The 24,213-nt window shown below is 68.0% G+C and carries 16 protein-coding genes; 12 read left to right on the forward strand and 4 right to left on the reverse strand.

Annotated elements, in window-relative coordinates:
• Positions 1-6: 6 nt before the first annotated feature.
• From KJ554_07875 to KJ554_07885, 3 genes are read left to right on the forward strand one after another with little or no spacing between them, the layout of a single operon-like run.
• Positions 7-3,522 (forward strand): DUF4175 family protein, encoded by a 3,516-nt coding sequence (locus KJ554_07875; protein ID MBU0742246.1) that lies wholly within the window; start codon positions 7-9, stop codon positions 3,520-3,522.
• Positions 3,519-5,426: a tetratricopeptide repeat protein gene (locus KJ554_07880; GenBank protein MBU0742247.1), complete on the forward strand. Its 1,908-nt coding sequence runs from the start codon at positions 3,519-3,521 to the stop codon at positions 5,424-5,426. Before KJ554_07875 ends, KJ554_07880 begins: the two co-directional genes overlap by 4 nt.
• Complete coding sequence (locus KJ554_07885; GenBank protein ID MBU0742248.1) at positions 5,423-6,682, forward strand: asparagine synthetase B; 1,260 nt, start codon at positions 5,423-5,425, stop codon at positions 6,680-6,682. The genes KJ554_07880 and KJ554_07885 overlap by 4 nt, the downstream gene beginning before the upstream one ends.
• Positions 6,683-6,781: 99 nt before the next feature.
• On the opposite strand, the gene KJ554_07890 is transcribed toward KJ554_07885, so the two are convergent.
• The gene (locus KJ554_07890) at positions 6,782-7,603 is read right to left on the reverse strand and encodes a CPBP family intramembrane metalloprotease (GenBank protein MBU0742249.1); all 822 of its coding nucleotides are present in this window, start codon (positions 7,601-7,603) and stop codon (positions 6,782-6,784) included.
• Positions 7,604-7,696: 93 nt separating this feature from the next.
• Between KJ554_07890 and KJ554_07895 the strand changes: the two genes are divergently transcribed.
• From KJ554_07895 to KJ554_07925, 7 genes are all read left to right on the forward strand, one after another.
• Positions 7,697-8,434 (forward strand): HAD-IA family hydrolase, encoded by a 738-nt coding sequence (locus KJ554_07895; protein MBU0742250.1) that lies wholly within the window; start codon positions 7,697-7,699, stop codon positions 8,432-8,434.
• A 1-nt stretch (position 8,435) separates the two neighbouring features.
• Entirely contained in the window at positions 8,436-9,992 is a 1,557-nt protein-coding gene (locus tag KJ554_07900; protein ID MBU0742251.1) for an NAD(P)H-hydrate dehydratase, read from the forward strand.
• Positions 9,989-10,999 carry a tRNA (adenosine(37)-N6)-threonylcarbamoyltransferase complex transferase subunit TsaD gene (gene tsaD, locus KJ554_07905; protein MBU0742252.1) on the forward strand — a complete coding sequence of 337 codons (1,011 nt, stop codon included), beginning with the start codon at positions 9,989-9,991 and terminating at the stop codon, positions 10,997-10,999. The genes KJ554_07900 and tsaD overlap by 4 nt, the downstream gene beginning before the upstream one ends.
• 130 nt (positions 11,000-11,129) lie before the next feature.
• Positions 11,130-12,110, forward strand: a complete 981-nt coding sequence (locus KJ554_07910; protein ID MBU0742253.1) for a response regulator — start codon at positions 11,130-11,132, stop codon at positions 12,108-12,110.
• A gap of 31 nt (positions 12,111-12,141) precedes the next feature.
• A complete protein-coding gene (locus KJ554_07915) occupies positions 12,142-12,549 on the forward strand; it encodes a response regulator (protein ID MBU0742254.1) in 408 nt (135 codons plus the stop codon).
• Entirely contained in the window at positions 12,546-15,161 is a 2,616-nt protein-coding gene (locus KJ554_07920; protein MBU0742255.1) for a GAF domain-containing protein, read from the forward strand. The genes KJ554_07915 and KJ554_07920 overlap by 4 nt, the downstream gene beginning before the upstream one ends.
• Before the next feature lie 73 nt (positions 15,162-15,234).
• Positions 15,235-15,606 (forward strand): response regulator, encoded by a 372-nt coding sequence (locus tag KJ554_07925; protein MBU0742256.1) that lies wholly within the window; start codon positions 15,235-15,237, stop codon positions 15,604-15,606.
• A gap of 146 nt (positions 15,607-15,752) precedes the next feature.
• Here the strand turns inward: KJ554_07925 and KJ554_07930 are convergent, their stop codons facing one another.
• Positions 15,753-17,588, reverse strand: coding sequence for a T9SS type A sorting domain-containing protein (locus KJ554_07930; protein MBU0742257.1), 1,836 nt, complete (start codon positions 17,586-17,588; stop codon positions 15,753-15,755).
• 106 nt (positions 17,589-17,694) lie between these two features.
• Positions 17,695-18,357: a hypothetical protein gene (locus tag KJ554_07935; GenBank protein MBU0742258.1), complete on the reverse strand. Its 663-nt coding sequence runs from the start codon at positions 18,355-18,357 to the stop codon at positions 17,695-17,697.
• 208 nt (positions 18,358-18,565) lie between these two features.
• On the opposite strand from KJ554_07935, the gene priA reads away from it, so the two are divergent.
• Together priA and KJ554_07945 are read left to right on the forward strand one after the other, a co-directional pair.
• Positions 18,566-20,593 carry a primosomal protein N' gene (gene priA, locus KJ554_07940; GenBank protein ID MBU0742259.1) on the forward strand — a complete coding sequence of 676 codons (2,028 nt, stop codon included), beginning with the start codon at positions 18,566-18,568 and terminating at the stop codon, positions 20,591-20,593.
• 175 nt (positions 20,594-20,768) lie between these two features.
• Positions 20,769-23,858 (forward strand): right-handed parallel beta-helix repeat-containing protein, encoded by a 3,090-nt coding sequence (locus KJ554_07945; GenBank protein MBU0742260.1) that lies wholly within the window; start codon positions 20,769-20,771, stop codon positions 23,856-23,858.
• Between the two features lie 76 nt (positions 23,859-23,934).
• On the opposite strand, the gene KJ554_07950 is transcribed toward KJ554_07945, so the two are convergent.
• Positions 23,935-24,213, reverse strand: a 279-nt coding sequence (locus KJ554_07950; GenBank protein MBU0742261.1) for a 3-dehydroquinate synthase, incomplete at its 5' end; no start/stop codon positions are given.

Here is a 24,213-nt window from a genome sequence, read left to right on the forward strand (position 1 = left end):
TGTGCCTTGACCCGGAACGAGTATGGCAGGCGCTTCGAGGCGGCGCTACGGCGTCACCTCGCCGCCGCGCGTCGCCGTCTGCTGGGCCAGGGGCTGGTGCTCACCCTGGCCGGCGCCGTCATGCTGGCCGCCCTGCTCGCCCTGCTGGTGGGCTGGCCCGGCGTGGCGTCGGTCTGGAGCAAGACCGCCTGCAGCGCGCTCGTGCTCGGAATCTCCGCCTGGCTGGCGTGGGAGACCGTGCTGCGTCCCGTGGCCGCCCTGGGACGCCAGACCCGGTTCACGGCGCGGCTCGACAGGCTGGGCGGCCATCGCAACATCCTGGTGGCGGCCGAGGAATCGCTCCGACGGCCGGAGCGCTGGCGGGGGCCGGGCGTGCTGTCCGGCTGCGTGGACCGCCTGCTTGCGGACGCGGCCAACCGAGCGGCCTGTCTCGACGTCGCCGCCACTCTGAGCCTGCCGCGCTGGCAGCCGGTGGCCGCCCTGTCCGTGCTGGTCGCGGTGCTCGTGGCGACGGGCATCTGGATCAACGGCACCGAACTCGCGCGCGGCGCCGCCCGCCTCGCCCGGCCCCTGCACGTGGAGGGACGTCTGCCCACGGCCGGCCTTCACATCGGGACGGTGCCCCCGGAAGCGGTGGCGGGTCACGACATCGTCGTCACCGCCGTGGACCTGGGCACGCCCCGTGGAGCGGTCCACTGCGAGGTGAAGTCGGGAAGCGGCGCCTGGCGACGCCTGGCCACGGAGCTGGAGCCGGCGTGGTCGCCCCGTCCCTATCGCCGCTACGCCTCGATTCTGCGGGACATGGACGCCGATCTGCAGGTCCGGTTCGTCCGCGACGGCATCGTCACCGACGTCCGTGGCATCGACATCCTCCATCCGCCCCTGCTCACGGGATCGAGCGTGGAGATCGCACCGCCCGCGTACACGGGCCTGCCCGCCCAGCGGCTGTCGCCTGCGCCGGCTGCCCTGGAAGCGCTGGCCGGCAGCCGGTTGCGCTGGCTCGGGACGGTCAACCACGACGTGGTGTCCGCTGCGGCCGTGACCACCACCGGCGACACTCTGGCCTGGGTCGCTTCCGGCGACTCGGTCCTCGGCGAGTTCACCGTGAACGAGCCCATGGTCTGGCGGCTGAGGCTGACGGATGGGCGCGGGCTCGTAGGCGGACAGCAGGTGCGCTACGAGCTCGCGGTGCGCGCGGACGAGCCGCCCCGGGTCGTCCTGGAGCGCGATCGACACGACGGCCTCCTGCCGGGGGACGGACGCCTGGAACTGAGCGTGCTGGCCGAGGACGATTTCGGCGTTGCCGGACTCGACCTGCTCGTGCGACGCGAGGCGGCCGGCCAGGCGCCGGTCGACACCTCATGGTCGCGCGTACCGCTGACGCTCGGGTCCACGTCCGCATCGCGACGGGCCGATACGGCGGCCGGGAACCTCTCCTTCGGCGTGGAAGCTCCCGAAGGGCCGGTCTCGCCGGCGCAACTGGCCCTGACGCTGCGGCTGGACACCACCGAACTGGAGCTGCTGCCGGGCGAGTCGCTGGCGCTCGCGGTCGAAGCGCGCGACAACCGCCGGCCGGGTCCACCCGCGCGCGGCCGCTCCCGGGTGCTGCGCTTCTTCCTGCCCTCGGCCGCCGATCTGCTCGCAACCCGGATGGAGACCGACACCGAGCGCCTGAGCGACCTAGACGATCTGCGCCGGCGCAGCGATACGCTGTCCGAAGAGCTGCGGCGCATGGAGCGCGAACTGAAGAAGAATCCCGATCCCGATTTCGCCAGGCGGCAGGAACTCGACGAGGCCCTGTCCCGCCAGCAGGCCATGCAGGAGGAACTGGAACGCCTGACGGACGACCTGCGCCGGGACCTGGAGGAGTCGGCGTCGCGGAATCTCGCGTCGACGGAAATGGTCGAACGCATGGAGCGTGTGGCCGAGCTGATGGACGAGATCAAGAACGAAGCCCTCGACCGGCTTCGCGAACAACTCCGCGCAGCCATGGCGGAGATGAGCGAGCAGGACATCAGCGATGCCATGTCCGAGGTCGCGCAGCGGCAGCAGGAATTCCTGGACAAGCTGGACCGTGCCATAGCTCTCCTGGAGGAGCTCAAGCGGGAACAGGAGATGTCGGGCTTGGCGGCCGTGCTCGAGGAGATGATGCGCCGGCAGGAGGAGCTGCTCGATCCGGAAGCGGCCCCGGATCCCGATGCGGCCGACAAGCAGACGGAACTTGCGGCCGAACTGGAAGCCCTGCGCGAGAGGATGGAGCAGGCGCTCGAGGAGCTGGAACGCTCCAGCGAAGATTCCCCCTCGCCCTCGGACGAGGCCATGCGCCGGGCGCTGGAGCAGGCCCTCGAGAAGCTGGCGGCAGGCGAGTTGCAGGACGCGATGCGCCGCTCGGCGCAGCAGATGCGACAGCCAGGAGAGGAATCGGACTCTGCCGACGCCGGCCACGAGGCCATGCGCAAGCTCGCGGCTCTCTACCACGTCCTGCTCGAAGGGCAGCAGGGAATGCAGATGGCCATGCAGAATTTCGCCGGCGAGACCATGCGTCGCCTGGCGTTCGATCTGCTGGAGCTGTCGCGCCGGCAGGAGGATCTCGCCGACAGGATCCCCGCCAATCTGCGCGATGTGCGGGCGCCCGAACTCCCGCGCGAGGAGAAGAAGATGCTGCGCGCCCTGGTCGGCATGCGCGACAGGCTGGAGACCGCGCTCGGTACATCCGGTCAGCTGCCCTTCCGTCTGCTCGACGGGCTGGACGCCGCCGCCGACGCCCTGCAGCAAACCGTTTCGGAACTCGAGGCCGGTTACGGCCGCCAGGCCATGGACACTTCGCGCGCGGCCCTGGGCGACATCAACAGGCTCGTGATGCAGCTGCTCACCAGCGCCCAGATGACCGGCGGCGGCGGCAGCTGCAGCATGCCGATGCCCATGCTCGGGCAGCAACTGGAACAGATGGCGCGCGAGCAGGCCGGACTCAACGGCTTGACCGAGGAGATGCGGGGACAGCTGTCGGAGCAGCAGCGTCAGAGCCAGAGGATCCGTGCCCAGATGGAGCGTCTGCAGGCGGACCAGCGCGGCCTGGCCCAGCAGATGAGCGAGGCGGCCGAACTGGAGCGGGAGCAGCCGCAGGGCGAACGTCTGCTGGGTGACCTCGAACAGCTGGCCCGGGACATGGAACGCGTGGCGGACGATCTCGGGGAGGGGCTGATCGACGAGGAGGTCCTGCGTCGCCAGGAACGCATCCTCAGCCGCATGCTCGACGCGCATAACTCCGTCCGCAGGCGCGATTACGCGCGGCGGCGGGAGAGCCGCACCGAGTCGGAGATCTTCGCCCGGCAGTCCGGCGAGATCGGAATCGGGGAGACCGGCGACGCAGCCACGCCCTGGCGGCTGCGCCAGGAGCAGGTCGAGCGCGTGCCGCCGGAATACCGTGATCTGGTCCGCCGCTATTTCCGGGCGCTGCAGGCCCTCGAGGAGGCGGGCGACGGCGCCGGGCCAACCGCCCCCGTCCCGGGAGGTCGGCCATGAGCGCATGGCGCGGGGGGCTCGCCGCGGCGTCGGTCGTCCTGCTCGTGTCGACCGCCGGTCCCGTGGCGGCCCAGCTCGAGCAACGGCCCGCACCGCACCGGACGGTTCAATCCGCTTCTGTGTGGCGCACGCGCCTGCTCCAGGTCGAGCGCCTGCTGCGCCTGGGCAGCTACAGCCGGGCGGCCAGCGTGCTGGATGAGGCCGAGTCGCTGGGAGCGCCACCCGCCCAGACGCGTCGACTGAGGATCGAGCTGCATGTCGCGACCGGGGATCACGAGGCCGTGGTCGCGCTCTGTCGCGCCGGACTGGCCACCGATCCCGGCCAGACCAGACTCCTGCGCACCCTGGCCCGTTCCCTGATGGTTCTGGGGCGCATACCGGAGGCCAGCGCGGTCCTGCGCGACCTCTTCGCGGCCAGCCCGAACCGCATCAGCAGCGTGGCCGACGCCATGCTCATGTGGCGCGAGGCCGGCCATCCGGCCGAAGGCCTCGCCCTCTGCGATTCGTTGCGGGAGATCCACGGCGACGGGATCTTCATGCGTCAACGCGCCGCCTGTCTGCTGGACATGGCGCGCGTCGAGGACGCCCTGGCGGAGATCGCGCGCGAGCTGCGGCTCAATCCGCTCAATCTGCCCATGATCCGCGAGGAGTTGTGGGAGCTGTTGGACACGCCCGAAAAGGTGGACAGAGCGGCCGAGACCCTCGCCGTGGAGGACGAGCGCGTCGCCGGGCTGCGGCTGCTGCGCGCGGACCTGCTGCTGCGACGCGGCCGCGACCGGGAGGCGCTGGAGGCAGTCAAGCCCCTCTTCGCTGAACGGAGGGATCTCGAGGCCCTCCTGCGGATCGCCACGACCCTGTCCCGCGAACTCGAGCTTCAGGGCGATCGCGCGCACCAGCGGGCGACGGCGGCCTGGTTGATCGATGTGTTCGATGAACTCGTCAGCGGGGACCTGGTGCCGCGCAACCAGCAGGCGCGTGTGGCGGATCTGCTGGCGGGCGTCTGCGAGGACGCCCTCGAACTGGGCCTGCTGGACGCGGATCCCGAACGTGCGGTCGCCAGGCTCGAAGCGGCGCTGGAGCTGGTGAAGCGACGCAGCCCCGGCTCGACGCGGCTCTACGCGGCGAAGATCAAGCTGGCCGGATACACGCGCGACGTTCTGCGTCGTCCCCGCGAGGCGGCGCAGTCCCTCGAGCGCCTGCTCGTCGATCTTGACCTGCCCCTGGAAGGGGTGGCCCTGGCGCGTCTGGCCCTGGGCGAATGCCATCTCGCCGCCGGCGACTCAGCCCGGGCGAGGGCGGTCCTGAGCCGGCTGGGCACCAATCCCCAGTTCAGCGCCGCCGCCGGTCACGCCCACTACCTGCTGGGCCGCCTGGATTTCGCGCAGGGAGCCTGGGAGAACGCCAGGGACCGCCTGGCCGCGGTCGCCCTGGACAATCCCAGCGCCAATTATGCCAACGACGCCCTGGATCTGGGACTGCTCATCGCAGAGGAGCTGTCGAATCCCAGCGGCAGTCCCCAGCGGCTCGAGGCCTATGCGCCTTGCGTCTACTGGGAACTGGCGCGGCGGCCGGTCTACCGGCAGGAAGCGCTCGAGGGATTCCTGGCCGCGACCGTATCCGGCGGCGGGGGCGACGACAACCTGCTGGACCGGGCGCGTCTGGACCTGGCGTTGATCTACGCCGAGGCGGGCTGGGTCGAGAAGGCGGCTGCGCTCTGCGCGGCGGTCGTGGGCGAACACCCCGACGGCACCCGCGCCGCCGCCGCACTCTACCGTCAGGGCGAGATCCTGGTCATGGCCGGCCGCGTGCGCGAGGGGCGCGGGGCCTGGGAACGCCTGCTAGCCCAGTATCCGGACGCCCTGGAGACCGAGGACGCCCGCGCAAAACTCAGGAGCCTGCCATGACGCGAATCCTGCGCACGATCGTCGCAGCGCTGCTTCTCTGTCCGGCCGTCGCCTCCGCGCAATGGCTGCTGGTGCCGATGGATCTGACGCAGACGAACCATCTGAAGGCCTACGGGCATGCCTTCGCCGCGCTCCAGGACGGCGGCACCGTCGATTGGCTGCTCAACTACCGCGGCGGCAGCTTCCTGATGCGCGACGCGCCGGACATCCGTCTCTCCGCCCGCCTCCGCGGCGTGCGCTTCGAGGCCGTGGACGACGCGGGGGCGGCGTCCATTCGCGAGACGATCCGCGCCGGCAACATGGAGGAAGTCCTGCTCGAGAAGCCACCGCGCATCGCGGTCTACGTGCCGCCCAACTTCCAGCCCTGGGACGACGCGGTCACCCTGGCCCTGACGTACGCCGAGATACCCTACGACACGGTGTTCGACGCGGAGGTCCTGGCCGACCGGCTATCCGAGTACGACTGGCTGCACCTCCACCACGAGGACTTCACCGGCCAGTTCGGGAAGTTCCACTACGCCTTCGGCATGGCCCCCTGGTACCTGGAACAGAAGGGGTTCATGGAGGAGTTGGCCCGGACCCTGGGATTCGCTTCGGTCTGGAAGATGAAGCATGCCGTGGCGCTGAAGATACGGGACTACGTGGAGGCCGGCGGCTTCCTCTTCGCCATGTGTTCGGCGACGGACACCATCGACATCGCCCTGTCCTATCTGGGCGTCGACATCGTGCCGGCGGAGATCGACGACACGCCGCTGGACGCCGACCGCGAAGACAGGCGCGACGACGGCCGCACCTTCGCGTTCGAGGGTTTCTCGCTCGTCACCAACATCGCCGTCTACGAGTTTTCCGACATCGACACCAGCGATTATTCGCGTCTGCGGGGGGCCGAGGGCGACTACTTCACACTCTTCGACTTCGCCGCCAAGCACGATCCCGTGCCGGCCATGCTCACCCAGTGCCACGTGAACGTGATAAACGGCTTCATGGGCCAGACCACGGGTTTCCACCGCGCCCGGCTCAAGCGGCACGTCATCGTGCTGGCTCAGGTCGAGGGCACCGACGAGATCCGCTACCTGCACGGCAAGCGCGGCATGGGCACCTTCACCTTCCTCGGCGGCCACGACCCCGAGGACTACCAGCACGCGGTCGGCGATCCGCCCACCGACCTCGACCTGTACCGCTCCTCCCCGGGCTACCGCCTCATCCTGAACAACATCCTCTTCCCGGCGGCCCGCAAGAAGCCCCAGAAGACGTAGGTGGGCCATCGAGATGGTGTGTCTGCTCTCCGGAAGATCAGAGCCATCTCGATGGTACATCCGCAGGATCGGACCCCCAGGCCTGCTCGCAAGCGTGTCCTAGGGACGGCGTCGCGAATAGAGGAAGATGATGGCGGCAAGCGCGATGCAGGAGCCGGCCAGGCCGAGCCAGTCGACGGGCGTCTCGGACGCGGTCTGCTCGATCGCGCCGCCCTGGATGAGCATGAAGGCCAGCGAGATGCCGTTATGCGCGGAGTGGGTCAGGATGCAGGCGGTCAAGGATCCCGTCTGCTCGTAGATGTGGGCCAGCAACACCCCCAGACCCACGAGTCCGAAGAGGAACCAGGGCTCGCCGTGGGCGAGACCGAAAACCAGCGCCGAGATCAGGGCCGAGGGCAGGAATCGCCAGTGGCGGCGGCCGATGCGGAAGACGAGGCCCCGGAAGACAAGTTCCTCGGCCACCGGTCCGCAGATGGTCACGGCCACGACGGCGACGGCGATGCGCGGCGTCGTGGCGGGCAAGTGCTCGTTGAAGAACGCGATCCACTCGGCGGACGGCGGGTGTATCGACGAGGAGACGCCGGCGAGGTAGGATGTCGGCAGCAACGCCGCCACCGCGGCCAGCACCGCCAGCAGGGCCTTGGCGAGCGGCGGGCGATCGAGGTCGAAGTCCCGCGACAGCGAGCCGTTCTGACCCCTGACGACCAGGACGGCCAGGGCGAGCACGAGCAGGCCGCCGGTACCCACGGCCGCGAACATGTCGCCGGTGTAGGTATAGGTGACCGTCTGCGCCACGAGGTTGGCGGCGCTCCACAGCACGGCCATCATCGTCAGCCGCACGGTGCTCCAGCTGGACCAGATAGTGACCGGATGGGACAAGCCCACGCGGTCCTCCGGCCGGTCGTGGTCCGGATCCGTCATCGCACGACTCCTCCGTGAAATGCGCCGGCACCTTGGCAGCCGGCCCCCGACACTGTAATATGCTGCGGTCAATGTCGAAAGGAAAGAGAAGCGATGAAGACGACCACCGACGCGCGGGCCATCAAGGCCGTGATCTTCGACCTGGACAACACGCTGACGGATTTCATGAAGGCCAAGAGCATGGCCATCCACGCCGCCGCGGACGCCATGATCGACGCCGGGCTCAGCTTGAAGACGCAACAGGTCTACGACCGCATCTTCGCCATCTACGATGAGGTGGGCATCGAGCACCAGCTCGTGTTCAACCGTTTCCTGGAGGATGAGACCGGCGGGGTCGACGATCGCGTCCTGGCGGCGGCGGTGGTCGCCTACCGTCGCGCCCGCGAGGCCCACCTCGTACCCTACCCCCACGTGCGACCGACGCTGCTGGCGCTGTTGAAGGGCGGGTACAAGCTCGCCGTGGTCAGCGACGCGCCGCGCTTCGAAGCCTGGTTGCGGCTCTGCTACCTGCGCCTGCTGCATGTCTTCGACGTGGTGCTGACGCACGATGACACCGGTCACACCAAGCCCAGCCCGGTGCCGTTCCAGATGGCCCTGGAGCGTCTGGGCGTGACGCCGCGCGAGACGGTCATGATCGGGGACTGGCCCGAGCGCGATATCGTCGGCGGCCTCGACGCCGGGTTGCACACGGTCTACGCCCGCTACGGTGACACCTACGGGCTGAAGGACTGCGTGAAAGCCACGGTTTCGGGGGCGCATTTCGAGATCGACGACCTGTCACAGCTGCTCGGCGTCATCGACAGTCTCAACGCGGCGGGGGGGGAGGCCTGAGATGCGGATCGCCACTGCGGCCCAGATGGCCGAGATCGATCGTGAGACCATCCGGGGCGGCGTGCCCGGTCTTACGCTGATGGAAAACGCCGGTCGCGAGATGACCTGGCAGCTGCTGCGCGAGTTTCCCGACCTGTCGCCTCCGTCGCTGATCACCGTGGTCTGCGGCAAGGGCAACAACGGCGGCGACGGGCTGGTCGTGGCGCGACTGCTGGAGAATCTCGGCTTCGAGGTCCACGTCATGCTGCTCGCGGAGCCGGAGTCCCTCTCGGCGGACGCCCGCGCCAACCTCGACCGCCTGCCGGCGTCGGTGACCCGCGACACGATCCCGCCGGACCGCTGGGCGGCGCGGGTCTACGAACGCAGCGTGGAGTCGGAACTGATCGTCGACGCCGTCTTCGGCACCGGGATCACCCCGCCGGTGCGGGACGATTACGCGGATCTCTTCGAAGCCGTCAACGCCGGCCCCTGCGCGGTGCTGAGCCTGGACATCCCCTCGGGCGTGGCCGGCGACAGCGGTGCGGTCGACCCGGTAGCGATCCGCGCCGATGCCACCTTCACAGTCGGTCTGCCGAAGCTGGGCCTCCTGCTGCCGCCCGGCCGGGACCACGCGGGACGTCTCTCGGTCCTGGACATCGGCTTCGCCGAGGAGGTGTGCGAACGCCATACCGGCGATCTGCACTATCTCTTGCCCGAGGACTATGCCGACCTTCTGCCGCCACGGACGTCGACCGCCCACAAGTACGACGCCGGCACCGCCCTGGTCGTGGCGGGTTCTCGGGGCTTCGGCGGCGCCGCGCTGCTGGCGGGACTGGGCGCCCTGCGCTCGGGGGCCGGCCTGGTCACCCTGGCCCTGCCGGAGAATCACACCACGGCGGCGCTGGGCTTCGTTCCCGAAGCCCTGATCCGAGCGCTGCCCACAGGCGCTTCGGGCGCGATCGCGCCGCTAGCGCCGGCCGCCTGGTCGGATCTGATGACACGCCAGGATGCCCTCGCGGTGGGACCGGGCCTGGGCGACGACCCGGAGACCGACGGCTGGCTCGTGGACCTGCTCGGCGTCGTGGACCGGCCGCTGGTTGTCGATGCCGACGGTCTCTCGGCCTTCGCGCGCCGGCAACGCGAACCGCGTTTCGCCCACCCGGAGGTCGTCCTGACCCCCCACGCCGGAGAGCTGGCCAGGCTGGCCGCCATCGAGTCCTCGCAACTGCGCGAGGATCGGCTGAGGATCGTGCCAGAACTGGCGCAGCGGTGGAAAGTGGTCCTGGTGGCCAAGGGGTCGCCGACGCTGATCGCGGCTCCCGACGGCGCGCTGGTGATCAATCCGACCGGCGACGACGCCCTGGCGCACGGCGGCACGGGCGACGTGTTGACCGGGCTGATCGGGGGGTTGCTGGCCCAGGGCGCTTCGGCATTCGAGGCGGCCCTGCTCGGCTGCTGGCTGCACGGCCGCGCCGGGGAACTGGCGACCGGCCGTATCGGCTCCCGCCGTGTTGTGCTGGCGCGCGAGATCGCGGACAACCTGGGCGAGGCCTTCGCCGAACTGGAGGTCTTCGCATGAGGGTGCTCGGCATCGAGACATCCTGCGACGACACCAGCGTGGCCCTCTACGACTCCGCTGCGGGCGTGCTGCAGAATCTCGTATCGAGCCAGATCGACCTGCACGACCACTTCGGCGGCGTGGTGCCGGAGCTGGCCTCGCGCGCCCATCTGGTCAACCTGCTGCCCCTGGTGGACGTCCTGCTCGAGCAGGCGGAGATCGCACCTTCAGACCTGGACGGTATCGCCGTGACGGCGGGCCCCGGGCTGATCGGAGCGCTGCTGGTGGGGCTGTCGACGGCCAAGGCGATCTGCTGGGCGACGGGCAAACCGCTGGTCGGCGTGCATCACATAGAGGGGCACATCCTGGCCAATCAGCTCACCGCGCCCATGGTGTTCCCGGCGGCCGTGCTGGTCGTTTCGGGCGGGCATACCGAGGTGGTGCTGATGGGGGAGATCGGGCGGTACGAGCGTCTCGGCTGGACCCTGGACGACGCCGCCGGCGAGTGTTTCGACAAGACGGCGCAGCTGCTGGGTCTGCCCTATCCGGGCGGGCCCGCCATCGACCGCCTGGCCGAAGACGGCCATCCGGGCCGCTTCGCGCTGCCGCGGCCGCTCTCCCGCGATCCCCGTCTGGTGTTCAGCTTCAGCGGCTTGAAGACCGCCGTGCGGACGACCGTGGCCAAACTTCCGCAACCCTTGTCGAATCAAGACGTTGCCGACATCTGCCACGCGTTGCGCGAAGCTGTGGTGGATGTCCTGGTGACGCGTCTGTGCCAGGCCGCCCGCGACCACGACGTGAAAGCCGTCTACCTGGCCGGGGGCGTGGCTGCAAACACCCTTCTGCGGTCGAGAACCGCCTCGGCAGCGGGCAGAATGGGGCTCAAATTCCTGCCACCGGAGCCTGCATACTGCACGGATAATGCCGCCATGATCGCTTGCGCCGGACATGCGCGGCTTTCATCCGGACTGTCGGATCCCCTTACCCTGGACAGCTTTGCGCGCCGTCCCCTCGAATCCTGGCGCTGATCGCCACCGCCGCTGCACGCCATTCCCGATGATATCCGGTCAGGGAGCATGATGGCACGGGCTTTGCGTGCCTGCACGTGGTCGCATCCCCAAGGGGCGGCAGGCATTCAATCTGCACGGATGGTGATGAATGAGGGAGACGGAGACGATACTCGTCATCGACGACGAGTTGCACATCCGCACCATTCTGACATATATGCTCGAGCAGGAGGATTTCAGGGTGATCCAGGCCTCCTGCGGTGCGGAAGCCCTTGTGATGTTGGAAGATCACCTGCCGGATCTGGTTCTGCTGGACATCATGATGCCGGACATGGACGGCTTCTCGGTCCTCTCGCGGATCAGGGGCCAGTTCCGGACCCACAACCTGCCGGTGATCCTGCTGACCGCCCGCGGCGAGACGGATCAAAAGGTGCGAGGCCTGCAGGCCGGCGCCAACGACTACCTGATCAAGCCCTTCGTACCCGAAGAGCTCCTGCTGCGGGTGCGCAACATGCTCCAGCTGAGCCGCAACCAGCGAGACGCCAACCCCCTGACCGGCCTGCCCGGCAACCGCGCCATCGATCAGGAGCTGCGACGCCGCCTGGACGGCGAAATGGCCTTCGGCTTCTGCTACTGCGACCTCGATCACTTCAAGGCCTACAACGACTACTACGGCTATGCGCGGGGTGACCGTGTGCTCTCGATGCTGGCCGAGATCCTGACCAATGAAATCCTGAAGCTGGGCAGCGGCGCCTTCCTGGGTCACGTGGGCGGGGACGACTTCGTCGCCATCACCGGGGCCAACGAGGCCGAGATCTTCGCGGAACGCGTGATCACCGAGTTCGACAACAGGATCCAGGAGCTCTATGAACCGGTGGACTGGAGCCGCGGCTTCATCGAGCTGCCCGATCGCGGCGGCGACAGCAAGCGCTTTCCGCCGGTCTCGCTGACCGCGGCCGCGATCAGCGACCGCGACGGCCGGTTCGGCCATGTGGGCCGGTTGAACGCGGTGGCGGCGGAATTGAAGCAATACGGGAAGGCGCAGCCGGGCAGCGTCGTCGTCGCCGAGCGCCGGGGCGCGAGGGGCGTCGTGGAGCCGGTGGTGACCAGACACCACTCGGAGACGGATTGAAGGCGCGGTCGCACCCGCGCGGGAGACAGAGATGGACGGCATGAAGGTTCTGATCGTCGAGGACGAGGGCGCGCTGGCCAGCCTGCTGGTGCAGGCTCTGCACAACGAGGGATGCGAGGTCGCGTTGGCCCGTGATGGCATCGACTGCATGAACAAGGTCACCGGTTTCGGGCCGGACGTGATCGTCATGGACATCATGATGCCCAAACTCGACGGGATCGACACCACGCGCCTGATACGCCGCAATCACGGCTATGACAGCACCGTGATCGTGGCACTGTCCGCCCGGACCGATTCCGCCACCAAGCAGGAGATGCTGGCAGCCGGCGCGGACCTCTTCTTCGACAAGCCGTTCGTCATGAGCAGGCTCGTCGAGGAGATCCGCGAGGCCGTCGCGACCAGGGCCGGATTCCCCTGGTTGAGAGGAAAGGATCGATGAACAACATCAGCGAGGTGATGGCCATAATCCCTTCCGGTGTCGCTGCCGCGCCAGGCGGGCCCTGGCCCTACGCCGTGGCCATCCTCCTGCTGGCCGCCGGCATGTGCTGGCAGATCTGGCGCGTGAAACAGCGCAGCCGCGACCTGCGGGACCGGCAGGAACGTGTCCGCGGACTGGAGAGCCTGCTGGCGATCTCGGCGCGCATCCATGCCTATCGGGATCCCGACCATCTCCTGGGCGAGGTGGCGGAGTCCGTGCGCGAGTCCCTCGGTTTCCGCATGGTCCTGCTGCGCATCTACGACCTGGCGGAACGCACCTTCGAGGCTCGCGCCTACGCGGGCATCGACGAGGCGGGCGTGCAGTATCTGAAGCACACGCCGGTCTCGCTGGCGGAGTTCCGCAAGCTCGCTCTGCCCCAGTTCCAGGTGTCCAACAGCTATTTCATCAAGCACGACATGGAGGGCGCCGACCAGGCCATGGCCGGCGGCTACACGCCGGATCTGGGCGTGCGCGAGGAAGGGGAGTGGCACGAGGAGGACGCCCTGATCATCCCCCTGACCTCGCCCGAAGGCGAGATCGTGGGCTATCTGAGCGTGGACGATCCGGTCGACCGCAAGATACCGTCCCTGCAGTGCATCCAGATGCTGGAGCTCTTCGCCCAGCAAGCCGCGACGGCCATCGCCTCGGCCGATCTGTATTCGCGCCTGCACAACCAGAATCAGGAGCTGACGCGCTCCGCGGACCGCCTGCGTTACCACAACGAGCTCAAGAACAACTTCGTGGCCAACGTCAGTCACGAGCTGCGGACGCCCCTGACGTCCATCAAGGCCTACAGCGAAGCCCTGCTGCACGGGCGCGCCAAGATGGAGGAGGAGGCCCAGCGCGAATTCCTGCAGGTGATCCACCACGAGAGCGAGAAGCTCACGGGCATCGTCAACAACCTGCTGGATCTCGAGCGCATGGAGCGCGAGCAGGTCACCTTCAACCGGCATCAGGCCGACCTGGTCGCCCTGGTGCGCGGCCTGGAGGGCGCGGCCCGCAACCAGGCCGAGGCCAAGAACATAGACTTCTCGGTCCATCTGGATCGCGACGAGATACTGCTCGGCGTGGACGCCGACCTGGTTCGCCAGCTCGTACGCCATCTCATCGACAACGCCTTCAAGTTCACGCCGAGCGGCGGCAAGGTGCACCTGTCCGTCATGGACGGCGTGTCCTCGGTGCGCATCGTGGTCGAGGACAACGGCATGGGGATCCCGGACAACAAGATGTCCTACATTTTCGACCGGTTCTACCAGGTGGACGGCTCCTCGACGCGCGAGCACGGCGGCCAGGGCATCGGCCTGGCCATCTGCCGCGACATCGTCGCGCGCCACGGCGGACGCATCTGGGGCGAACGCGTGCAGCCGCGGGGCGTGCGCTTCAACGCGCTGCTGCCGCGCCGCGACGAGATCATCAGGCGCGGCAAGAACAAAGGCCGCCACGCCATCTTCGGCGACGTGCCCGAGTTCGCGGAGAAGCTGATCCACTGGATCGGCGAGCTGATGCGCGTGCGCATCGTGTCGCTGATGGTGCCCGACCAGGGCGGCGAACACCTCGTGATCGAGGCGGCCATGGGGCTCGAGGACGCCGTGGTGCAGGACACCCGTCTGCTGCGCGGCGAGGGGATCGCCGGGCGCGTCTGGATGCAGGGCGAGGCGATCCTCGTCGAGGACGTGGCCACGGACGAGCGGGTGCTCAACGACTTCTCCCGTCCGCGCTACGAGACCGGCTCTCTGCTCAGCGCACCCATCCGGCGGGACGATCAGATCGTCGGCGTGGTCAACGTGAACAACCGACTCGACGGACAACAGTTCACCGAGCGGGACAAGCTGCTGCTGGACGGACTGTCCGCGCGCCTGGGTCACATCCTGGCGCGCGTCGGCGAGCTACAGCGGGGCAACCGGGAATTCGCCAACCTGAGCCAGGCGCTGCGCAAGAGTGTCGCCATCCGCAGGGCCCGTCACGACGAGCTGGCCGAGGTGTGCCACGAGATCTGCATCGCCGCCGCCCAGCGCATGCACCTGCAGCGCGAAGATCTGATGGGGCTGGCCTTCGCCCTGCAGACCTACGATCTGGGGCTCTCGGGCATTCCCGACGACATCCTGCACAAGACGCCCCCGTTGGAGCCCGAGGAGTGGGAGATCATCCAGCAGCACGTCCACATCAGCCTGGAGATGATCAAGTCGCTGAACGCTCCGGCCGATGTGCACGAAGTGGTCCTGTACCACCACGAGCAATACGACGGGAGCGGTTATCCGGAAGGGCTGTCCGGGGACGGGATCCCGCTCGGGTCCAGGCTGTTGTCCCTGGCCGACAGCATGACGGCCATGCTGCAGGGGCGGCCGTACCGGCGGGCCATGTCCCTGGGCCAGGCTCTCGCGGAAATCGAACAGCGCGCGGGCAAGCAGTTCTGTCCGCGTTGCGTGGCCATCTACGTGGAGCAGGCCCGTAATTACGAGGATCGCATAGTCGAGATCCAGAAAGCCCGCTCCCTGGCGGCGGGTGCCGTCGAGCCGGATCGCGCGCCCGAGCAGGCAGACCAGTCCGAGAAGGAGTTCGAACGGGTGAAGTGACGGGCGGACCGCGCCCGGTCGCAGGTAAGATGCGGGTGTCCGCGGAAATGGAATACGCACTGGAGGCGAAACGTTGCGCAAGATCCTGATCGTCGACGACGAACCCTACATCCTGAACATCCTCGATTTCAGTCTCGACGCCGAGGGCTACTGCGTCCTGCAGGCCGCCGACGGAGACGAAGCCTTGCGCGTGGCGGCGGAACAGTCGCCCGATCTGATCATCATGGACGTCATGATGCCGCGTCTGGACGGGTTCGAGACCTGCCGGCGTCTCAAGGAGAGCGTGCATACCCGGGATATCCCCGTGGTCCTGCTCACCGCCCGCAACAGCCACGAGGACCGCGCCCGCGGCGACGAAGTGAAGGCCGACGGCTACATGACCAAGCCTTTCAGTCCGCAACGTTTGCTCGATACCGTCCAGCAGTACCTGGGCGTGGCCAAGTAGGCCGATCCACCCTGCACGCTCCGCTTGCAGGGGAGAGGGGCGCCGCGACACGATGTAGCGACGCCCCTACTATCGTATACTCCCCCTCGCCACAGCTCCGTCCGGTGTGATGCCATGGCGCCGCGTGCAGGCGGTCCGGCCGGCCGTCACTTGACGACGGCGATCTTCGTCGTCCGCACTGCGCCGTCGGCTTCGAGGGTGCCGAAGTAGACTCCGGACGGCACGCGCCGGCCCCGGTCGTCCGTCCCGCGCCACGTCGTGGAGTGGGCGCCCCGCGGCAGGTCGCCGTCGATCAGGGTCTGCACCAGCTTCCCCTGCACGTCGAAGATGCGCAGGCGGACCGGACCGCCACGCTCCAGCTCGAAGCGGATCTCCGTGGCTGGATTGAAGGGATTGGGCACGGCCCGGACGCGATGGTCCAGCGCGGGCAGGTCGTTCACGGCCACCATCGGGGCGGGAGCGGGCCAGAGGACCAGGCGGCTGTCCAGGTCGAAATACTGGGCGACCAGCGCGACGGGCAACTGGCTGATCGGATCGCCGGGTATCTCCTCGTGCACGCCGGGCACGAAGCGTCCGTTCGAGGGCGCCAGGATCTCGAGGGCAGGATCGACCGTGTGGACCCAGTGCCCGTCCGTGAACTCCATGAACAGCGGCGGCTGCTCGAGGCCGGTGTCGAGAATCACCTGGAACCCGTCCCCCACGCGGGTGAACGTGTAAAACGGCTGGAGCTCGAAGTAGCCCCGCAAGGTGCCCCCGTTCTCGTGGGTCTTGAAGGCCTCCATCTCACCCCACACGGGCACGGGGGCGGTCGACAGACCCACGTGAACGTCCCAGGCCTCCGGGAACATGCCGCCGAAGTAGGTGACGGTGATGGGCTCGACGGATCGCAGGTTCAGGGCGACGATCTCGAGATAGACGAGTCGGGAGTCGGGAGAGGGGAGCGCGCAGCGGTCGAAGGGATCGCCCGAGCGCTTGAGCAGCGTGTCGGCGACTTCGTAATCGCCCCATTCGGTCGCGCCCAGCGGTTCGCCGACCAGAGCGACGGTCCCCTCGAAGGGATCCGAGCCGGGCCCGAAGAAATCGGCGGGAAGGGGTGGGGGGACATCCTGGCCGAAGACGATCTGCGTCCCCTGGATGCCGTCGCCGGGCTGGGATACGAAGGGATCCGGCTCCGGGAACCATGTCGCCGGGATCATCGTGTGGACCAGCGAGTCGAACTGCTCGACGGCGAGCATGATCTCGGGGCACTGGCTGCCCGAGTCGCCGGGAGCCCACTCCCGGACGCCGGGTACGAAGACGCCGTCGGAGGGCGCGACGACCCCGAGGGCGGGATCGACCGCGTGGACCCAGGGCGCTTCGATGATCGCCAGATCCAGCGGAGTCAGGCCCTCCAGGCCCGTGTCCAGGATCACCACCGTGTGGTCTTCGGTCTGCTCGAACACGAATCTCGGCTGCACCGGCAGGGTGGCGTCGAAGGTGCCGCCGTTCGCGTGTGTCTTGGTGGCGGTCAGGCTGCCCGGCGGCGGCGGGATCGCCGAAAGCCTGAGCTCGACCCACCAGGCCTTCTGGGACGCGCCGCCATCGTAGGTGACGACGATCGGATCGTACCACGAGTAGAGGGTCAGCTCGACGATCTCGACGTCGACGGTGCCCTGCGTGCCGATCGGATCGGCTGGAAGCACGGGATGATCGCCGCGCAGCATCAGCGTCGAGGCGTTGCCGAAACCCGATTCGTCCAGGGGCACGCCCTCGAAGGTGACCTGTCCCTCGAAGGGATCCGAGCCGGGACCGAAGAAGTCGGCCGGTAGCGCCGGATTGGTGGGCGTGCCGAAAGTCGCCGTGGTCTGGGGATCCGGATAGTGCCAGTGAGACGGCGTGGCCAAGGGATCGGCGAGTGGCTGGGCTCCGGCGCCGGTGGCGAAGGCGCCGCCGAGCAGACAGAGCGCGAGAGCGAGCGTGCGGCATGTTCTGGCTACGTTCATGATAGATTCCCCCCTGTATCATGTTAAGTAGTCGTGATACCTCCTCGTTTCTGATCGTACACGATCATTAAGGCGAGCGGGGAAAGAACCTGTAGTCGCCTGGATATCAAGCAGTTGCAGCACCGCTGCGCGTCTTGGCGCCGGTCGCGAAATGGAAGCCCGTCTGCAGGAAGTAGGCGCACCACGCGACGATGCCCACCAGCTTGAAGACATCTTCCAGCGGCGTGTGGCCGAGACGCCACAACAGGGGCAATCCTATATCGGGACCTTCGTCTAAGACTATGGAGAGGCAGAAGGCCGTGCTGGACAGCACCAGCAGGAGATAGTCGGTGGCCAGTATCGTGCGGCGGTGGGTCCAGATCAGGGCGACCAGCAAGGCGCCATACACGCCCAGCACGGCAAACTCGGGTATGCCCACGCCGGGTATGGCCAGTTCGTGGAGCAGGAAGAGGTCGTCCAGACCGAGGACGATGCTGAAGCATCCTGCCCAGCAGAGGAGACCGCCCAGCGCGTGATCACCCCTGTTTGCGCGGCCGACCCGAGACGCGAAGACGCCGACGACGATCCAGAGCAGCACGCCCAGGTGCGAAACCATCCCCGCATTGAAGGGGAGATCGTAAGCCGCGGCCGGATCCTGAAGCAGAAGGTGCAGGATGTCCATCGGCACCGTGCAGACGACGAGCACCAGAATGATCATCAGTACGCACATCAGCAGCAGGGCCCGGGACAGCCGTCGTGCCTGACCAATGAGATCTCGGATCATCGTCATCACCCCTCCATGGAGCCAAGCGGCAGGCCCTCGCTCTTGCCGACGATCTGACATTCACAGAATATTATCGGCTCCACATCCGAGATGATTACTGCTATCTGGCCGGGTCAAGACCCGGCAGGTGAAGAGTGTCGATAATATTCTGCCGGCGGCGCCGGCGTTGCTCCCCGGCCGCCGTGCGTGTATCCTCTCCGGCCGGAGGCACCAGTTGACCAGAGGGAACGAGAACGAGCACGGTACGGCGCTGGTCGAGGTGGCCCTGCCCGTGCCGCTGCCGCAGACTTTCACCTACCTGATGCCGGAGGCCTGGGAGGATCCCGTGCGTGCGGGGGATCTGGTCGCCGCGCCGTTCGGCCGCCGCAAGGCGGTGGCGGGCATGGTGGTCTCCGTGAGCAGGACGCCAGGCGAGGTCGTCGAGCGCGACGGCCACCGGCTCCGTCCGCTGTCGAGGTGTTTCGGGCCTGCCTATGCCATCACCGACGACCGCCGGCGGTTGCTGGACTGGATGTGCGGCTATTACGCCCTGCCGGCCGGCGAACTGGTACCCCTGTTCCATCCGCCGTCTCCAGGCACCAGGGCCCGCGCCACGGCGCGCAGGCCGGCCGCGTTTCCCCTGAGCGATCGCCGTGTGGTCGATTTGACGGCCGACCAGTCGCGGGCCGTCGCGTCAGCCGTGGACCACCTCGACCGGGGCGCTTACGGTGTGCTGCTGTTGCACGGCGTGACCGGCAGCGGCAAGACGGAGGTCTACCTGAGGGCCATCGCCGAGACGCTGGACCGCGGTCGTTCCGCCGTCTACCTGTTGCCCGAGATCGCGCTCACGCCCCAGACCGAAGCCCGGATCCGTGAACGCTTCGGTGACGCTGTGGCGACCCTTCACAGCGGTCTGTCCGCCGGTCAACGCTGCCGCGTCCACGAAGCGGCCGCCGCCGGCGAGGTGCGCGTGGTGGTGGGACCCCGATCCGCGCTGTTCGTGCCGCTGCGGGCTCTGGGGCTGGTCGTCATGGACGAGGAGCACGACTCCTCGTACAAGCAGGAGGAGAAGCCGCGGTACCACGCCCGTCATGCTGCTCTGGTCCGCGCCCGCGAAGCCGGGGCCTTCGTGATCCTCGGCTCGGCCACTCCCGATCTCGAGAGCGTGCGCAACGCACGCGATGGCCGCTACCAGCTGGTCGAATTGCATGACCGCCCGGTGGGGGAGGTGCCGGCGGTGGAGATCGTCGACATGCGCGAAGAGAGGTCGGGGGACGGATTCTCGGACAAGCTCCTGCAAAGTCTCGAACGCACGCTGGCGGGCGGACGGCAGGCCATCCTCTACTACAACCGGCGCGGCTTCGCCCGGGTGCTGCAATGTTCGGCCTGCGGCGGGGCCGTTCCCTGTCCCCACTGCGACATCGGCTTGACGGTGCATCTGCGTCCGCGCCGCCTGCTCTGCCACTACTGCGGCCACTCCCGACCGGCACCCGAGATCTGTCCCGAATGCGGGGCGGCGGAATTCCTGCCGGCCGGCGGCGGCACCGAGAAGCTTGAACTGGCCCTGACGGCTCATTTCCCTTGCGCGAGAATCCTGCGCCTGGATCAGGACACGACCCGCCGCCGCGGCAGCCACGCCCGCATCCTGACCGCCTTCGCGAGCGGCGAAGCGGACATACTCGTCGGCACGCAGATGGTGGCCAAGGGGCACCATTTTCCGGGCGTCGACCTGGTGGGCGTGCTCGCGGCCGACGATGGCGTCTCGCTGCCCGACTTCCGCGCGCACGAGCGTTCCTTCCAGCTCCTGACCCAGGTGGCCGGGCGCACCGGACGCGACGGGGCCGGGTCGGTCATCTTCCAGACCTGGCAGCCCGATCATCACGTGCTGCGCCACGCCGCCGCCCAGGACGCCCTGGCCTTCGCGACCGAGGAACTGGCGGTCCGCGCCGAGGTGGGCTATCCGCCCTACCGCCGCATGCTCCGCCTGGCGCTGGTCAGCCGCCGGCTCGGCGAGGTCTCGGCAGCCGCGGCGACGCTGGCCGACCTGATCAGGGCCGGCCTGCGCAACCCCGCGGTGGAGGTGCTGGGTCCCGCGCCCGCCGTCTTCCCGCGCCTGCACGACCGCTACCGCTACCAGCTGCTGCTCAAAGGCGGCTTGTCCACCGCGGAGAAGGCCTGGCTGGCCGACTGTGCCCGCCGTATGGGCGCGCGGACCCGGGGACTGGACGTCATGCTGGACGTGGATCCGGTGGGCATGTGGTAGCCGAATTATGAAAATAGCATGTCATATGATGAATGATTTGTGATGGGCCGGTTTGCCAAACCCCCTTGGGATCGAGTATAATTATACATCGTGGCCCGGAGAAGGCTCGCTCCCGCTCTGCCGCCGCACGTGACGCACCCCGCCAAACACGAGCAGACCCAGCGAAAGGATCGGGATGCATACGTTTTCGCGTACGACTGCACCCTCGCGGATCATCCGTTGCGCCGTCCCGCTACTGGCCGGCCTCATTCTCGTCACCGCGACGCCCGCCCTGGCGGACTGGGTGGCCGACGACACCTTCATCAACAGCCGCACGCCCGAGGAGAGGGCCAACCTCTTCGGTTTCAAGCAGTCGCCCGATTTCGAGCGCGAGTACGCGGAAAGGCTCCGCACCTTAGACGAAAAGCAGGAACTGCCCGAGTTCTTCAGCTGGGCGACACAGGGCGGCTTGACGATCGCCAAGGACCAGGGGGGGTGCGGATCCTGCTGGGCCTTCGCCGGGATCGGCCAGATCGAAGCCCACATGAAGATCTTCTACGGCCAGGAGCTGGATCTCTCCGAGCAGCAGACGATCGACTGCAATCCCTACGGCGCCGATTGCGACGGCGGCTGGGCCTCTGCGGTCTACAACGTGGCCATGACCTACGGTCTGACGCGCGAGGCCGCGCTTCCCTACAACGCCTCCTCCACGGCACCCTGCACGCAGAGCGCCTACCTGCCTTTCGCCTTCGTCGACAGCTGGTACTACGTGTCCACCACCGTCACCCAGATCAAGACGGCCCTGCTGGACGGGCCCGTCTGTTCCTCGATGGATGCGGACGAACCGTTTCCCAGCTACACGGAGGGTTGCTACAACGAGCCCGGCGGACCCTGGACCAATCACCTCGTCCTGATCGTCGGCTGGGACGATCGCGGCTGTGGCGGTACCGGAGCCTGGATCTGCAAGAACTCGTGGGGCACGGACTTCGGCGACGGCGGGCTCTTCAGCATCGGGTTCGGCGCGTCCCTCATCGGCACCAACGTCACCCAGATCCAGCTCGTGGTCCCGCCGGTCGACGTGGTCCTGCTGGGTCCCGACCCGGAAGTCGATTATTTCGCCGAAGAGTCGCTGGAAATCGAATGGCTCACGACGGATGCTCCCTGCGACTACGTCGACATCTGGGTCGGCGAACACGGCGTCTTCGACACCAGGATCGCCGAGAGCACTCCCAACGACGGCTCCTTCATGTGGACGATCCCCAACGTCACCACGGACCAGCTGCGCATCTGCGTCGTGGCCGATGGGGACACACGCAACGGTTTCGACATCTCCGATTACTACACGGTGATCGGCCACAAGACGGTCTACGTATCCGCCCTGGGCAGCAACACCCCGCCATACATCTCGCCGGCCACCGCCGCCCATACGATCACCGACGCAGTCACGGCCTGCACCGGGCGCGACACCATACTGGTGGCCACGGGCGACTACACCGGGACGGTCGGCATCAGCGGTTCCGTCTGGGTGATCGGCGGCTGGGACGATTCCTTCGTCTCACGCGATTCCCAGGCCAATCCCACCCGCATCCAGTCTCCCGCGAGCGGTATGGTCTTCAGCTACTCTCCCGCGGGCTATTCCGGCGTGGTCGGCCTCGAGTTCCACGACTGCATCGGTCTGATGGGCAGCATGCCTGCCCTGGGGCGCCACGGCGGCGGCATCTACTGCAGCAACTCCTCGCCCTTGATCAAGGATTGCGTCTTCATCGACGACAGCGCGGATCCGTTCGGTGGATATGGCGTCGGCGGCGCGATCGTCGTCTACGGAGGCAGCCCGCGCATCGAGGGCTGTACCTTCACGGGCAGCCTGGCAGATCAAGGCGGCGCCGTGGCGATGTTCGCTCCCGTTGCGGCAGAGATCAGCGACAGCGAATTCCTGGCCAACGACTGCACCGAGAGCGCCAGCGGCCAGGAGGGCGCCGCGCTCTACGTGCTGGGCGGCTCCGCCACCCTTTCCGGAAATCATTTCGAGGGCAACGACACCACCTTCCACGGCGGAGCGGTCTACGCGGAGAACGCGGACCTTACGCTCTCGGACAACGATTTCGTCGGGAACCAGGCCGAGGCCAGGGGCGGGGCGGTTGCGATCCAGGGCGGTTCCCTGCTCGTCCAGGGCGGCTCCTTCGTCGGCAACGCGTCCGTGACGACCATGGGCGGCGGCGTGCACGCCTTCGGGGCCGACGTAGTGATGCGGAATGTCCTGGTCAGCGGGAACGTAGGGCCGTCCCTCGGCGCCGGCGTGTTCCTGGACTCGACCGGCGCGGTCGAGCTGGAGAACTGCGCTTTCGTGGACAACGTGTCTTCCGCCGCGAACATGGGCGCCGTGGGCATCCTCATCGGCGATTCCTTCCTCTTCCGCAACAACGTCGTGGCGGACAACCAGGGCGGCGGCATCGGCGGCGTCGTCACCACCCTGAACCTGGACTACAACCTGATCTGGAACAACGGCGTGGACTACTTGTTGTTCACGCCCGGTATCCATGATATCAGCGTCGAACCGCTCTATGTCGATGCCGGGGGCGGCGACTACGGATTGGCCCTGCATTCGCCGGGCCTGGACCGGGGCGATCCCGACGCGGCTTGCAACGACGTGGACGCCTCGCGCAACGACATGGGAGTCTGCGGCGGCCCGGCCGCCGTCACCTCCGCACCCGCGGCGATCCAGGGCGCCCAGTTGACAGATCTTGGCGACGGCCGGCTGGAAGTGGGCTGGGATCTGAACACCGAACCCGACATCCATCGTTATGTCGTCTACAACTCGACGGACGACCCGTTCGTGCCGTCGCCCGGACTCGTGGTCGCGGACGTGCTGCATCCGGTCCAGAGCTGGATCGACGACACCCCGTCGGGAGGCTACTACCTGGTCGTGGCCGTGGATGCGACCGGTCACGTGGGCGGCTACTCGGAGCAGGTCGGCGGCGCCACGCCGGTCGCCGGCGATCCGGTGCCCAGGGCCCTGGCCGTGACCCGCGTCACGCCCAACCCGTTCAACCCGCGCACCACGGTCGCCTTCGACGTGCCGCGCAGCGGTCCCATCGACGTGTTCATTCACGACATGCGCGGCCGCGTGGTGCGCCGTCTCGTGGACGGGGAACTGGATGCGGGACGCCACGAGGTGGTCTGGAACGGCCGCGACGATGCGGGCGCTCCGGTCGCGTCGGGTGTCTATCTGGTCCGCGTCGGCGATGGTTCCCGCACCGCCTCCGCGAAGCTGATGCTGGCCAAGTGATCGTGTGGACCGGCACCCGTCCGCGCGCGTCGCGCTCCGTGCGGGACACGCGCGCTGACGGGTGCCGGCCGCGCTCTCACCCGGCCAGGGCGGCCAGGGCGTCGTCCAGATCGACCGGCTGATCCAGGACGACCCGGCCGAGTCGCGCGGGCAGCACCCAGCGCACCGATCCCTCGCGCATCTTCTTGTCCCGTATCACCAGCCTGGCCACGTCCGCACGGGGCGGCGGCGCGGCCGTCACCGGCAATCCGCACGCGGACAGCAGGGCCACGATCCGCGCGGCGCATCTCGCCGTGCAGCGTCCGCGCGCGGCGGCTAGGCGCACGGCGACGGCCATGCCCAGGGCCACGGCTTC

Source organism: bacterium (assembly GCA_018814885.1).
In the GTDB taxonomy this organism is placed as follows: domain Bacteria; phylum Krumholzibacteriota; class Krumholzibacteriia; order LZORAL124-64-63; family LZORAL124-64-63; genus JAHIYU01.